Annotated in this window: 7 protein-coding genes and 1 pseudogene; 1 reads left to right on the plus strand and 7 read right to left on the minus strand. The window is 62.9% G+C overall.

The features are described from left to right. Positions 1–20: 20 nt before the first annotated feature. Positions 21–224: pseudogene (locus ACSVHC_RS01740) on the plus strand (Y-family DNA polymerase); the annotation flags it as partial. 328 nt (positions 225–552) lie between these two features. Here ACSVHC_RS01740 and ACSVHC_RS01745 read toward each other — a convergent pair. The 7 genes from ACSVHC_RS01745 to ACSVHC_RS01775 all read right to left on the minus strand — a co-directional run bounded on the left by ACSVHC_RS01745 (position 553) and on the right by ACSVHC_RS01775 (position 13,889). Next, entirely contained in the window at positions 553–798 is a 246-nt protein-coding gene (locus ACSVHC_RS01745) for a hypothetical protein (protein WP_437771371.1), read from the minus strand. Positions 799–1,115: 317 nt separating this feature from the next. Beyond that, the gene (locus ACSVHC_RS01750) at positions 1,116–6,476 is read right to left on the minus strand and encodes a DUF6531 domain-containing protein (RefSeq protein ID WP_437771372.1); all 5,361 of its coding nucleotides are present in this window, start codon (positions 6,474–6,476) and stop codon (positions 1,116–1,118) included. A 677-nt stretch (positions 6,477–7,153) separates the two neighbouring features. Further along, positions 7,154–7,360 (minus strand): hypothetical protein, encoded by a 207-nt coding sequence (locus tag ACSVHC_RS01755; protein ID WP_437771373.1) that lies wholly within the window; start codon positions 7,358–7,360, stop codon positions 7,154–7,156. A 664-nt stretch (positions 7,361–8,024) separates the two neighbouring features. After that, positions 8,025–8,456 (minus strand): hypothetical protein, encoded by a 432-nt coding sequence (locus ACSVHC_RS01760; protein ID WP_437771374.1) that lies wholly within the window; start codon positions 8,454–8,456, stop codon positions 8,025–8,027. Beyond that, the gene (locus tag ACSVHC_RS01765) at positions 8,456–10,561 is read right to left on the minus strand and encodes a site-specific integrase (RefSeq protein WP_439180542.1); all 2,106 of its coding nucleotides are present in this window, start codon (positions 10,559–10,561) and stop codon (positions 8,456–8,458) included. Before ACSVHC_RS01765 ends, ACSVHC_RS01760 begins: the two co-directional genes overlap by 1 nt. After that, positions 10,558–12,390, minus strand: a complete 1,833-nt coding sequence (locus ACSVHC_RS01770) for a hypothetical protein (protein ID WP_437771376.1) — start codon at positions 12,388–12,390, stop codon at positions 10,558–10,560. Before ACSVHC_RS01770 ends, ACSVHC_RS01765 begins: the two co-directional genes overlap by 4 nt. Next, positions 12,387–13,889 (minus strand): site-specific integrase, encoded by a 1,503-nt coding sequence (locus ACSVHC_RS01775; protein ID WP_437771377.1) that lies wholly within the window; start codon positions 13,887–13,889, stop codon positions 12,387–12,389. Before ACSVHC_RS01775 ends, ACSVHC_RS01770 begins: the two co-directional genes overlap by 4 nt. Positions 13,890–13,943 lie beyond the last annotated feature (54 nt).

Raw genomic sequence — 13,943 nt, forward strand, 5'->3', positions numbered from 1 at the left:
AACCACCCCGGCAACAGAAGTCCAACAACGACGGGTGCGCCGTAACGCGCTCGGACGAGGCGAAGAAGCTCGGGATTGTGCTGGGTGAGCCGTGGTTCAAACTGGCGCCGCGGGCCAAGGAATGGGGGCTCGTGGCGAGGTCCAGCAACTACGAGCTATACGGTTCGATCAGCGCCCGGGTCATGGAGCTCCTGGCCCGGTACTCCGCCTGGCAGGAGGTCTACTTTCTGTACCCTGAAATCTGTTGTTGCGCGCGGCGGCCATATCAATCTCTTCCCCGCCGGACCCAGCCCTGGAGACTATAGGACGCCCCGGCGCCACCGATCCGTGGTAGTCCACGGCGAGGACCAAGCCGAGGGCGAGTGCCACAACGCAGAGTGCGGCGTAGGCCCATGGACTATAGGTCTCGACCAGGGTCTTCGGACCTGAAGGAAGGACTGATAGATAAATAATCGACAGCGAACAGCGCAATGAAGGACATCCCCGTGAGTCTCAACGGCTTCGGCAACCCTGGAAGAAGGGTGATGTAATTCATGCTTATGACAGGAGTCTCTACTTCTGATGCCGGACCGGGTAGCCGAGCTCTTCCGCGGCTCCAAGGACACCCTCCGGCCATTCGGCCAGAAATGTCCACGGCATGTTCTCCTTGGCGAGGAAGTTCACCCGTCCCCAGGAATAGAAGGGATGCGGACGGCCCGGATAAACTTCGCGGACGTCTGAGCGTTCGAGCCTCCAAGGTCCGAAGTGGCGCGCCCACCAACGGGATCTGGGTCGAAACTCAAGCTGTGAGGCGCTCATGGTGAGTATGACGTACGGTCCTTGGATCCTGAACCGACCGGGGATTTCAAACCCGCCTCTGAACTCATATGTCATTCGTCCCCTCTTCCGGTTGCGGTCGGTCTGTCCCAGTATCCTTCGTCCCGCTCATCCTGCCTGAATCTCCCGCAGCAATGTCGAATAAGGGCATCAAACGAGGTTGGCGGAGAGGTGGAGGAAGATGTCAAAGATCAGCAGTTCGTGGTTTGATGCAAACGTTAGCCCGCGAACCCTCCGGATAGGAGTGGCAACGCGGCCAGGCGGCACCGTTTCCAGGACTCCGGGGTGGCGCGAGCATTTTAGAAGATTCCTGGAATTGGCATCAGTGGTGACCACGGTATCGGTGCGGATGATTGGGTCAGTGTGTTGCTCCTGCCGCCGTGGATTTCTGCTGGGAGTGGGGTCGGGAGGAAGGCTTCGAGGCCGGTCTTCACGTTCAGTTCTCCACCGACGACGTGGTCGCCGGGGGCTCCGCAGCTCTTTCCCCCGAATGCGCCGCCTCCAAAACCGCCGCCTAGTACTACTGATAGCCCGCCGTATGTGAAGGGGCCTCCCAGCTGATCCACTGTTCGTGCTGAGCTCACCTGTAAATTGGCGCCGAGTGCCAAGGAGGGGGTTTGCACCCCGGCTCCGCCTGTTTCAGTGAAACCGACGGTGAGCGAGTGATCAACGTCGTTTCTGGCTGCTACGACGCAGACTTCTCCGAATCCGCCTCCAAAGAGCCCGGCACTGGCTGACAAACAAAATCCGACGGAAATCATTCCGGTGGGGTCATTCCGGTTTACCGGATCCCCTGAACCGAAATTGTAACGTTCCCCGGTCGCCGCAGTGAGGGGATCGACGCTGAGGAATTGGGTGGTTGTGGGGTCGTAGTAGCGGGCGCGGAGGTAGTAGAGGCCGGTGTCGGTGTCCTGGGCTTGTCCGTTCCAGCGCAAGGGGGTGTCGGCGGTCCCGGTTTTGGTGGTGAGGTTGCCGTTTGCGTCGTAGGTGTAGCTGGCGGCGACGGCTGAGGTCTGGTCGGTGAGTAGCCTGGTGGAGCCGTATTGGTCGTGCTGGTAATAGAAGGTGTTACCGGTTCCGTCGATGTGTTCGATGGGGTTGCCGGTGTCGTCGTAGAGGTAGCTGGTGGTCCCGTCGGTGAGCATGAGCGGTACTCCTGCACGGGTGTCCCAGGCGTAGTGCTGTGCGCTTCCGGTGGCGGGGGTACGGGTGGTGCGGAGGCCGTCTGCGTTGTAGGTGTAGGTGGTGCCGTTTGCGGCGGTGAGCCGGTTGGCCTGGTCCCAGGTGTAGGACGCAGCCGAGCCTGCGGGTGCCGGGCCGGTGAGCCGGTTGCCCTGGGCGTCGTAGGTGATCGCGGTGGTGGTTCCGGAGGTCGTGTAACCGGTGGGCTGGTTGGCTGCGTCGTAGGTGAGGGTCGCCCCGGTGGCGAGGGTGGTGGTGTTTCCGGCCGGGTCGTAGGTGTAAGTGCCGGTGTTCACCGCAGCGAGCTGGTCACGGCTGGTGTAAGTGTAGCTTTCGGCAGGTTGGGTGATCCCTGTGATCGTTGCCGAGTCCAGGGCGCCGACGGGGTTGCGGGTGTAGGTGAAGGATGCCAGGGCGGTGCTTCCCGGGCCGGTGTCGGTGATGGCACCGACCTGCCCTGCTGCGTCGATGGTTGCGGCGGCGGTGACGCCGTTGCCGTAGACGATGGAGGTCGTGTTGCCGTCCGAGTCCGGGGTGAGAGTGGTGGTGTGCCCGGCCCAGTCCGTGATCCCGGTCAGGTGCCCCGCGCCGTCATAGGCGCGGTTGACGGTTTGTCCGTTCGGGTAGGCCAGTGCGGTGAGGTGCCCGGCGAGGTCGTAGGTGTATCCGGTGGCCTGTCCGGCGCCGTTGGTGACGCCGGTGAGCCTTCCGAGGGAGTCGTAGGTGTTGGTGGTGGTTCCGGTGCCGTCGGTCATCGTGGCCCTCTGGCCAACGGCGGTGTAGGTGAAGGTGGCGTTCGGCGTGGCGCCCCCTGAGTAGCTGGTGCCGGCGCGGTTCCCGGCGGCGTCATAGGTGTTCGTGGTGGTGCGCCCTGCCGGGTCGGTCACGGTGACGGGGTATCCGGCGGCGTCGTAGGCATAGGAGGTGGCACGCCCCAGAGGGTCGGTGCTCTGGGTCAGCCGGTTCAGGGCGTCGTAGGTGTAGTTGCTGGCGTTGCCGGCCGGGTCGGTTTGGCTGGTCCGGTTGCCGTCGGCATCATACGCCGTGGTCGCGACGCTAAAGTCCGGGCTGGTGACGGTGGTGGCCCGGTTCAGGGCGTCGTAGGCGGTGGTCGTGGTTTGCCCGAGGGCGTCGATCTGGGTCGTCCGGTTCCCGTTGGCGTCGTAGTAGTAGCTGGTTGTGCGGCCCAGCGGATCCGTCTCTGATGCCAGGCGACCTGCACCATCGTAGGTGTAGGTCGTGGTGTTGCCGCGGGGAGTCACGGTTGTGAGGCGTTGTCCGAGGACGTCGTAGGTGCAGGACGTTGTGTTGCCGAGCGGGTCGGTGCTGGACGCCAGCGCACCGGCGGTGGTGTGGGTGAGGGTGGTCGTGTGGCCGGCCGGGTCGGTGATGGTTGTGGTGTCACCGGGGTGGGCCGTGTCGGTGTGCCCGTAGGTGGTGGTGGCGGTCTGGGAAGTGCCGGTCAGTGGCGTGGAAACCGTCAGCGGGTTGCCTGCGGTGTCGTAGGTGTAGGTGGTGGTGGTCCCGGCCGGGTCGGTGGCGGTGGTGACCTCGTTCAGGGTGTTGTAGGTCCAGGTGCTTTGGTGGGTCGCGGGGTCGGTCGTGGTGAGTCTGTTCCCGGCCGTGTCGTAGGTGGAGGTGGTCGCATGGCCTAACGGGTCGGTCACGCTGGTTGTTCCGAAGGTGTTCTGGTCGTAGGTGTAGGTCCAGGTTGCTGCCTGGGTGGTGCTGGCGCCGTTGATTACCTTGAGGAGTTGGCCGTTGGTGTAGGTTTCGGCGGTGGTCCGTCCGCCGGGCGAGACGATGGTCGTTGTTCCGTCGGCGGCGTAGCTGAAGGTGGTGATGCCGCCGGCCCGGTCCGTCTGGCTGGTGACCCTCCTCGCCGTGTCGTAGGCGTTCGTGGTGGTGTTTCCGCTTGGGTCGGTGATCGTGGTGATCAAGTTGAGGGAGTTGTAGGCGTATCCTGTGGTCGCCGAGTCGGTGCCGGTGGCATTCGTCAGTCGGCCGGCGCTGTCATAGGAGTAGGAAACGACTCGGCCGGCAGGGTCCGTGACCGTGTCGATGTGGCCGTCCGGGGTGTACGTGAAGGCAAGGGTCCGGCCGGCAGCGTCGGTTGCGGTGGTGACCTGCCCCGCGGTGTTTCGAGCCAGGGTCGTGGCGTTGCCGTTCAAGTCGCTGAGCTGGCTTAGCTGTCCGGCGGAGGTGAACTTGAAGATTTCCGTTGCCCGGCGGGTGTAGGTCCAGGTCCCGTCCGTGTTGTGGACTAGGGCTGCCAGGACCTGGGAGGGCGCGTGGAAGTCCCCGTTCGTGTCCGGGGTGAAGGTGACCATCGACCCGGTTTCCTGGTGCACGTCCACCGTCCCGCCCGCATTGATGTTCAGGGACAGGCCGTAGTTGAACGACCATCCATAGCCCAGCGGACCGTCGAAGGGTGCGCGCTGGGCGGAGTAAGTGCGTTTGAGTTCCAGGCCCGGACCCCGCCCTGGAATCGAGATGTCCGTGTTGTTTTCGAAGAACTCCCCGTTCGAGGTGTTCACCGGATCGGGTGTGCAGGCGAAGCATTGACCTAGCTCGGCGCGGTTGGATCCGCCCGCTGACTCAAATGCTGCGGTGGGACCCGCGGTGCCGACGATGTTCGACGAGGCCAGCAGGGGGGTGGGAGGAAAAGTGCTGCCGGCTCCTCCGGCGGCGGCTATGTGGGTGTGCCCGACGATGCCGGTTGTTATTGAGCACGACGTTCCCGTGGCGCATGATCCGACGATCGGGGACCCGTCCTGTGACTGGTCATAGATGCCGATACTGAAGTCACTGTTTTCCGTGCTGTAGTTTGTTGTCGCGGTGAGGCTGCTGCCCGAAGACGCGAGGCTGACCGTCCAGGCCGGAGGGGTCACCGTGTATGACGTTGCCCTGACCATCGGTGCCATGCCGTCACCGGTGTAAGGGTCTGCGACGACTGCGATGTAGGTGCTCTGGTATTCGCTTGGCACACCGGTCCAGGAACAGGTGTCCGCCGAGGTGCAGGAGGCAATTTTCTTTGGTCCGCCGGGGGCGGAGGTGTCGTAGAAATAGGTGTAGAGGCCGGCGGTGTCCGAGTGGTAGTTTCCGGTCGACGTGAGGGTGATCTTGGGGCCTGTCGTCACCTCCAGGCTCAGCGACCCGACCGGTGGAGGCGTGTAGGTGGCGATTGTGCTGCCTCCGCTGATGATGAGGCCCGTGAGGGTCTTGCCGTCGAGCACTGTGCCGCTGGTGTCGATCGCGACAGGGGACCAGGCCGTGGTGTCCGGCGCGACGGCGGCGCCGAGATTACTGTTCCTGTTGGTACCCCAGCAGTACGGCTTGCCCTCCGCCAGGGCGCAGCTGTAGTCGAATCCAGTTGATATTTGGGTGACTGCTTTTCCTGCAAGCACACCGGACGTATCAACAGCCACGGGAAGCGTTTCTTGCAATGGAAATGGATGATTGGGGTACCAGTACCCCACCCCCGTCCCGAGTGTCCCGTCGAGCCCCCAGCCCCAGCAGAAGGCTCGTTCGTTCGCGATGGCACATGGCCCACCCTCACCGACACTTACCCCGGTGACGGTCATTCCGGTCAGGGCCCCGCCTACAGATACGGGAACGTTCGAGGACGTGGTAGTGCCGTTGCCGAGTTGTCCTGCGCTGTTGTCCCCCCAGCAGTATGCTTCTCCAGCGGCGATGGCGCACACTGTGCCGCGCCTTGCGCTAAGTTTGGTGACGTCCTTGCCGGCCAGGACCCCCGACACATCAACGGCGACGGGAAATTGTTCGTACACGTAGTCTTGCCCGTTTCCTAGCTCTCCTGAGAATTCTTGTCCCCAACAGTAGGGTTTTCCGTCGGCTATGACGCAGGCGCCATAGTCCAAGATTGCAATGTCGGTCACCGTCTTGCCGGCGAGGACGCCGGTCGTGTCGATCGCCACGGGGACTGCGCTGTAGTCGTCTCCTCCGGTAACCCACTGGTTGCCCCAGCAGAAGGCCTTGCCGCTGGCGATCGCGCAAACACTGTCCGGGCCGGTCACCACCTTTGTGATCGTGGTGCCGGCCATCACACCGGTCATGTCGACCTTCACTGGTGTGACAGAGCTTTGGAAACGGGTGCCGTTTCCAAGCTGGCCGCTCCATCCGTCCCCCCAGCAGTAGAGTTCCCCCGTTTTCACCGCGCAGTTTGTGTCGCCGCCAGAGTTGGAGGAGACCAGGGAGATGCTGGCACCTTCGAGGTCGCCGCTGCCTGCAGGGGCCGGACGGTCGACGGTGACAGCCGCGGCGCCCCTCCCCAATTCTCCGGAGAAGTTGGCGCCCCATCCCGCCATGCCTACGCCCCCATCACCCGCGTCATCGGTGGTCTTTAGGGCGTCAGGCAACGTCCGGTTTGGCGGAAGGTTCACGTCTAGTGCCCGGCCGGGGGCGCTGGCCAGCGCGGATGAGCTCAAGGTCCGGGTGGGCGGAAGGTTGGGGCTCACTGCTCGAGGGGGCACCCCGGCCGGTGCGGATGAGTTTGACGCCCGGGTGGGTGGAGGGCTGGCAGTTGCCGGCGGGACAGGCAGCCCGAGCAGGAGGGTTGCCAAAACGACAAACATTCCCAGATTGCGCACGCGAAATAGCCCCAAACCAGACACGCTGCCCCCATATTTATGAGTTAGAGGATCGCAGCATTTCAGAATGGCACCCTTTTGTCCATAGATTGGAAGTTGCCAAATCCTTCGTTTGCCACAACCCTGTTCGGGGCCTCATGTTTCTCTTCAGGGTGAGGATGGTCATTGGCCGACTTTGAGCAACCCGGAGAGTTTCCCGGTATATCCAAATTTTGCAAATACAATTGCCCCGGGAAATCATTATCGTTTGCGGTTGTTGAGCCAGGCCGCATGTCTTCGTTTTCAGCCCTGACATCGACCGACTGCGACAAATGTCCCCTAGTCGGTGGAAGCAACCAGTTGTCGGAAGAGACTCATCACTGACATATACAACTCGCCTGCATACGCGCCACAGTTGTCAAAACGCGAGCTTGATTCCGGGCCCATTTCGCAGACTGTTCCTGCGGGTCGTGAAGGAATGTCCAGTGTGGCCCGGAGTCCGCGCGGTATCGAATCCAGGCCCGCTCATGGACGGGTTCAAAATTGTTCGAGGCCCTGAGCCGCGGCTAAGGCTTCGCCGGATGGCTTGCGGGGAGCAGCGAAACCGGGCCGACTTCGTACGACACCATGTCAGCCGCGACCCGGAAGTCAACGTAATAGTCGTGGTTGATGTAAGTGTTGCGCTGATCGTTGGGGACGTGGACAAAGCCGGCGTTGGTGAGCTGTTTAGCCGCGTCCTTCTTCGCTGCGGCTTCAGCCTGGATGGTGCTCATCTTGCCGAAATATGGGTTGCTTTTCGTCGTCAGCCAGCGACCCGCTTTTTTCGCCTTGGTTGAGGAGCCAGTACCGACCAAGAACGAAGGAACCGGGCCGGGAGCCGTTGGACTACCGGGCGGAAGGCCATTGGGTAGTCCGTCTCCGCTCTTGGGTTTCGCTGAAGGCGACGGGGCCGGGGCGGCAGATGTGGCACCTGCTGCGGTCGGGTGCACGGATGCCGCCCCCGTAGACAGCAGCGCCGCAGGAGGCTGCTGCACAGCCTGCGGCGACGTACATCCACTGAGCAGCAAGCCCATAAGCAAAGTGGCAGGTGCGATAGAGGTCTTCTTCAACTGTTCCCCCAGTCCGTCGGACCGCCGCTCGGCGGCATGAAGTGATGCGAACAGTACCGTACCTGGGCTGGAATAGGGAGATCCTCTTTCGAGAGGCAGTTTCGAAAGGATGAAAGCAGCGCCAGCAGAAAGTGAAAATTCCCACGACTCTTGACCGGGACGATTTTCTGCAGCGCCTATGACAAAGCCTTTCCCGTCCGCGGTGGTCCCGCTGCCCGCTTCGACGAGTGATCCTGACGAAGCACCAAATGACCAGCGCGACTTCAAGTCATGGCAGCCACTGTTTGCATGTTTAGGCGCTAACAGACAAGGCGGGCGGTCCGAGGGATTAGGGATCCGTTGCCTTGACCGCGGGCAGCGCCAATTGGCGGTTCGGGAGCGCTGTGACATTGTTGCTGGTGCTGAGGGCTTCAAGGAGTTTGTCGCGTTCCTCAAGCAGACCGAGCATGGCGGTGGCGTAGGCCTTGAGGCGCTGGTCGAGCGTGTCCCGTTCGGTGACGAGCCGCTTGTTTCGTTGCTGTTCGGCGTCGAGGTTGGCGCGGAGCCGGTCGACCTCGGGTTTGGTGCGGTTCAGTGCGCGTGCGCGGCGCTGGAACTCCTCGTTTATGTCGGGGTTGTCGTGGGTGAGGCGGTGCCGTTTGACTCCGGCGAGTTCAACGAGCCGGGTGCTGGTCAGCGGGCCAGGGACGCGGCCTTCCAGGAGGTCGTCCTTGGCCTGTTGGAGGGCGCTGCGGATGGATTCGGCTTCAGTTGTGGTCATTACCGAGCCTCCTCGTGGTGTTTGATGGCTCTGGCCATGGTTTCTTTGACGAGCGCGATTCGGTGGTTTCTGATTGCGGGCGCGAGCGGGTCCTCGGGCAGGGCGTTGATCTCGACCCGTAATTCGGCAATGTCCTGATCTGTCCGGGCGATGTTGGAGCAGGCGCTGCGGCATTCCCCTAGGGAAGGACCGTTCTCGGATTCCTTGGTGCATAGCGCGGTGGCTTTGTTGAAGACGCAGTGCATGCCCCGGCTTTTGAAGACCTGGAGAGTGGGGTCTTGGAGGAGCTTGTGCGCCTGCCGGACCGTGGGCATGGTCCGGCCACTGAATTTCGCTTGGGCATGGCGGGTCTTGGATTCAAGTTCGGTCGCCGATGGTCCACTGACATGGCCGCCGGAGTCGAGGTAGGTTTCGAGTTCGTCGACGTTTTCGATGCGTTCCAGCCATTGTTCGAGCGCGAGGTCGTCCAGGAACCCTGAGGCGTAGGTTCCTGCGTAGCCCTGGGTGATATGGGTGGAAACGTGCCCGTACTGGATGGCCGCGGCGACAAGTCCGCGTGGTTGACGCACGATGTGCCAGGCGAGCGTTCTGCGGAAGCGGCGCGGGCTGACCCGGCCTTGTTTGTCGGAGGGGATGTGGTCGGGCCTGCCGTTTTCGGTGCAGTATGTGTTGGCCCAGTCGATGAACTCGACGATGTCGGTTCCGACCTGGGATGTCGTCATGGCTGTGCCCGGTCTCAGGTTGGTCGGGGCGGCCGGGCCGCGCAGGGGCTTTGGCCGGATGCTTACCGGGAAGAGGAGAGTTCCGGGGTGCAGCCGGGTCAGGACGTCGACCGCCCGGGCGACTATGGGGTGGACCACCCAGGGAAGATCCCGTTGCTCGCCTTCGACCGCTTTGGCGCCGTCGTTGTCTGTGGCGCCTTTCCAGCGGAGGCCGGTTACTGTCCAGCGTCCGGTGGATTTGTCGTGGGCGACGCAGTCGCGCTTAAGGCTGAGGACTTCGCCTGGGCGCATGCCGGAGAGGTAGGCAATAAGGATGAAGCACGCGGTGACGAGGTGTTGGGCGAGGTTGGCGGCGTGGTCGAAGGCGATGGGTTTTGATCGCCAGAGTTGGCCGTTGATGGTTCCCTTGCAGGGTGTTGAGAGGTAGGTGTCGTCATCTATTTCCAGGCCGGATTGGCGGATCAAGTCTTGGTCGAACCGGGCGTGCAAACCCCCCAGCGTGTGGGTGAGGCGTCCGAGGTGCTGCCACCGGATTCCGCGGCTGCCGTCCGGGAGAGTGCGTCCGGGGAGCTTTGTCCCGTCGCGGCGGAACTGGTCAAGGACGCGTTTGAGTCTTTCCTGGCGCCTCCCGCCCGGGGTGCTTCTTCCTACGCCTGGTGGGCGGAACCGGTCCTCTTGCTGGAGCAGGAGGCAGTATTCATGAAATGACGTGGTGATGTCTGCCGAGAGGTCATCGATGAATCTCATGGCCCAGCTGATGAGCGGTACGAGGGTTTCGTCGCCGATCCGGGGTGTGCGGTTCCCGGGACGCTGGGGGGCTTCGGCGAACAAATCCCGTGTGAGCTCCCCGAGCCAGGGCTGGGGTTCGGGCATGCGAAGTATCTCCGGGACGACCTCGCGATAAGCCCACAACCGGCGGGTCTCGCTGATCATCATTCCCTTGGCGCCCTTGCTGAGGTCCAAGTCTGCGATGTCGGCCAGCATGAGATCGAGTCTGGCCGGGGAAAGCTCGTTCAGGGAGGTTATGCCGTGTTCTTCGGCCCAGGCCAGGACCCTTGACAGCGGGGTGCTCGCGAAGCTGATTGTCCGCAGTGACAGGCGTTTGTCCAGCTGCGCGGCCGGAAGGGGACGGATTGTCTCGTCGTTGATGAGAAGCCAGAAGTATTCCTTGACTTCCATCCGCCACCTGACCGGAAAGACCTCGAAGTTCAGGCTGGTTTTGGTGCTGTGGTCCTCGAAAATGCCCGGGGTCAGGTCCCATCGGTCGTCATCAAACCGGGACAGCCGGGAGGCATCGGCGTCGGGCCGGACCGGGCGGTTTGTCAGTGCCAGCGGGTTGTCCCCGATGAGGTGATCACTGGATGCTGCTGCCTGTTGGGTCATCGGAGATCGAGCCTTCCGTCGAGGAGCGCCTCGATGAGGGTGGAGTCCTCATCCGTCGCTTGGGATGCGGCCGCTGCGACGTCGGCCCGCTGTTGTTTGAGTAGGTCATCGAGTTGTTCGGCAGCGGTGCCGTAGAACTGCTTCCAGCCGTCGGGGGTGAGTTCCTCGCGGCGCCGTTCGATTTGCTGGCGCATGAGGGCCTGGACGGGGATGTGCCGTGGCTCGGAGCGTGCGTTGGGGCAGCCCAGACAGAGCAGAAAAGACGCCGTGCATGGCTGCCCGGGCTCGGTGACGGGTCCGTGCTCGTTGTCGACGCAGGCGGTCGCCACGGTATCGAGCCGCCCTTCCAGGATGGATTGGAGTTTCTCGCCCGTGATTCCGAAACGCTTGGCGACGCCTTCGTGGTCGGCGGCTGCCTGGGCAATGTCGTGCTCGGTCAACACGGCCGCTGCGGTCGCTGTCTGGATCCGTTCGACTTCGCCTTCCAGGACGTGCTGTACGACCTCCTGGTTGGCGGCGAGCGAGCCCGCATCGCGGAGCAGGTAGGTGTTTGCCAAGGTGTCCGTGGTCTGTGCCACGGGGCGTTGATGAAGTTCCAGGAAGGTTCGCCTGAGCCGCCTGCTGTCCACGAGCTGCGGATTTCCGTCGCTGACAGTCCACCCTTCCCATCGCCTCGTGCAGTTGTGGGGGACGGGACGAAAGCCTGTGCCGTTGACAGACGTCTCAAGCCGGTGGGGTGAATGGCCGACCAGCAAAGCTTTGCTGGATGCGAACTCGCGGGCGCGTCGGCACAACTTCTCGGCGATGATGTAGAGACCGAAAGCGGATGCATAGTCATCGTTCTCGCCCTTGCGCTCGGATGCCTGTATCCATTCAGGAATTGCGGTGAATGTCAGGTCCATTTCCGCCTTGTTGGGTCCACGTCGGGCTTTGGAGCCCCGGGTGATCAGCACCTGGGTCTCTCCGTCGAGGGAGGCATCGGCGCGGCTGTACCGGGCTGTCAGGTTGCAAATGGTGGTCAGGTTCTCCCCGGTCAGGCACTGGAACAGGATGACCATCGCGGCCATGTCGGATGAGGTCGGGAAGAGCGAATAGAACAAGCTCCACGCGTCCTTAGCGAGGCCTTTTCCGCGGGGTCTACCGGAGGAGTTTCTGGGAATGTCGCCTACCAGGGCGATGTGGTTCAGCACGCTTCCCCGGCTTTGTTTCAGCCGTTGCGGGGTCGAGTCTGTGGAGCGTTGTTCTTGTTCGGCACGCCATGCCTTGAGCTCTTCTTCTCCCGCCCGGATCCGTGTCACCATTGTGCGGACATCGGACCGTGCCGCCCGGTGTATTGCCCGGAATTCCGTCGGTGTGTATGACGCGGCCGTGGTCGATGGTGCCGGCTTGGTCAGAGGGGTGAACAGCGCGTTTCTGAAAGGCACCGGCAGGTCCGGGTTCCCACGCAGGGCGACACGAAGCGCGATGAGCGCACTGTTTCCTGCCCGCGTGTGCCGCATGCGCAGCTCCGCGAGGTGCGATGGGCGAAGATCTGCGAGGCGGCCGGGCGACCTGGGCCCGGACGCAACCGACTTCACGAAGATCCTGATTCCCGAGAACAGATTCTGGGCCGAGGCGATCGTTCGACGAGTCCCGGAAGGCCCGGTTGCCCGGGCGAAGCCTTCCGCGAAGGCGGCCTGTAGCTCAGGGGCCACATTCAAGGAATGGAACGGGAAGTCCTTGAACCCGGGTTCAGCCTCGGGATAGACGCGGACGATGTTGTGCCCGGGCGACGAAAAATGGTTGACCGGAGACGTGTAACCGGGCTGAGGAAGGGCAGCCCCTCTCATCGCTCTCCCCCGAACTGCATGTCGTCTTCAACGCGAACCCGGGGATTGGAACGGAGCACGTCCAACAAAGTCTCCGCCTGCAGTTCATTCACTCCATGTTCGAGCAGCAGCTTCACATCAAGGCCACGGAACGGTTCCAAGTAAGTGTCCTTTGTCGTATTCACGTTTGAGTGGCCGAGCATTGTCTGCACCAGAGACCAGGTGTCGCCGAACTGTTCCCGGAAGTCGAGGGCCTGCCCGGGGCTAAGGCCGGGTGCTCGTCGTTCCCAGACAAGCCGGCCGACGGCGTACCAGCGCAGCGCGAAGCTGTGGCGAAGCACATGGGGGTGGCACTTCAGCCGGTCGATACCGGCCTTCTCCACCCGCTTGTTCGCCCGCTCGAAGGCCGTGTACCAACTCCGTTTCCGACGAGGGAGGCCGTCCTCATTCAGCCACAGGGCCAGCGGAACGAGTCCCTCATTCGTCCTGGTGAAGAGGGTCGCTCGTTGCTCGGGTGACAGATCATTCAGCTTCAGCGTCGTTGACGGGCGTTCTGGCAGTGCCAGAGTCAACAGCGAGTCGTCCCGGATCTCGCGGATGATGCGAAGACCGGGCAGCTGCTCATACGTTCCCAGGGACTGTGCCTGGCGGATCGAGGCGGCGCGATCGGTCTCGATGTAGTTGCTGACGCTGTTGAGGACATCACGCTTGGCCCAATAAGGATGACCGCGCCCGCCTTTCGCGCATGCATCCGCGAGCTGGAGAGTGACGTAGTTATGGTCCCCGTCGGGCTGTCTCAGTTCGTTGACGAGAACGCTCGACCACTCCTGGATGCGCAGCCCGGTGCCGTAGAGACCGTCGACGAAGGCAGCGTCGCGTGTCTGGGACCGCGGCCTCCATCGCGTCCGCTCCCTCCCGTCGGGGGCGATCCCGAGAATACCCACGTCGCGCCAGCGCCTGTACGCGCCCGGAGAGAACCACTTCACATCGGCAGACCTGACCCGTGACGCCCCCGCCCGGCCGCGACTACCTGCAAAGTCCAGACGAGGGCCCCAAGTTCGTGTGCCACCAGGCGTGGGGGCTCCCTGCAGCCGCTCGGTCCAATCATTGAATGCGGAAATCGCCGACAGATCATCACGCCACGTCGACCCTGCGACGCGCCTGGGATTGGCTTCATCCGTCCGGCGCCAAAACTTGTAGTCGAAAAGGTCGTCGTCCGTGGCGTCGTCCCAGGAGACGCCGCACAGCTCCAGGAAGTTCAACCAGACACGCAACGCGAACGCATACTTGCGATTCGTGGACGCAGCACGATTGCGCATCCTCCGACTCGCGAAAAATGCGTTGAACGATGGGTGCGGGGCACCGCGCCCATCGAGCAGGAACGGCCGACCCACCCGCTCCGTGTTTCCGGCCATACCAGACAACGCGTCAATGGCGCGGGCAAGCAGGGGGTCACTATCGTCCCGGGGCATTGCCTGCGCGAAATGGAGATACCAGATCTTCGCTTCCACCGCGTCCATATCCAGAACCTAGACGAGCACCACGGACCTCAATCGGCAACACGCAGGAGAGGA

It is taken from the genome of Arthrobacter sp. KNU-44, from assembly GCF_051843155.1.
Taxonomy (GTDB): Bacteria; Actinomycetota; Actinomycetes; order Actinomycetales; family Micrococcaceae; genus Arthrobacter.

What these genes read in the sequence shown, in the direction of transcription:
- ACSVHC_RS01760 (WP_437771374.1), bottom strand. Translation starts at nt 8,456, where the DNA reads ATGACCACAACTGAAGCCGAATCCATCCGCAGCGCCCTCCAACAGGCC.
- ACSVHC_RS01775 (WP_437771377.1), bottom strand. Translation starts at nt 13,889, where the DNA reads ATGGACGCGGTGGAAGCGAAGATCTGGTATCTCCATTTCGCGCAGGCA.
- ACSVHC_RS01765 (WP_439180542.1), bottom strand. Translation starts at nt 10,561, where the DNA reads ATGACCCAACAGGCAGCAGCATCCAGTGATCACCTCATCGGGGACAAC.
- ACSVHC_RS01755 (WP_437771373.1), bottom strand. Translation starts at nt 7,360, where the DNA reads ATGAGCACCATCCAGGCTGAAGCCGCAGCGAAGAAGGACGCGGCTAAA.
- ACSVHC_RS01770 (WP_437771376.1), bottom strand. Translation starts at nt 12,390, where the DNA reads ATGAGAGGGGCTGCCCTTCCTCAGCCCGGTTACACGTCTCCGGTCAAC.
- ACSVHC_RS01745 (WP_437771371.1), bottom strand. Translation starts at nt 798, where the DNA reads ATGAGCGCCTCACAGCTTGAGTTTCGACCCAGATCCCGTTGGTGGGCG.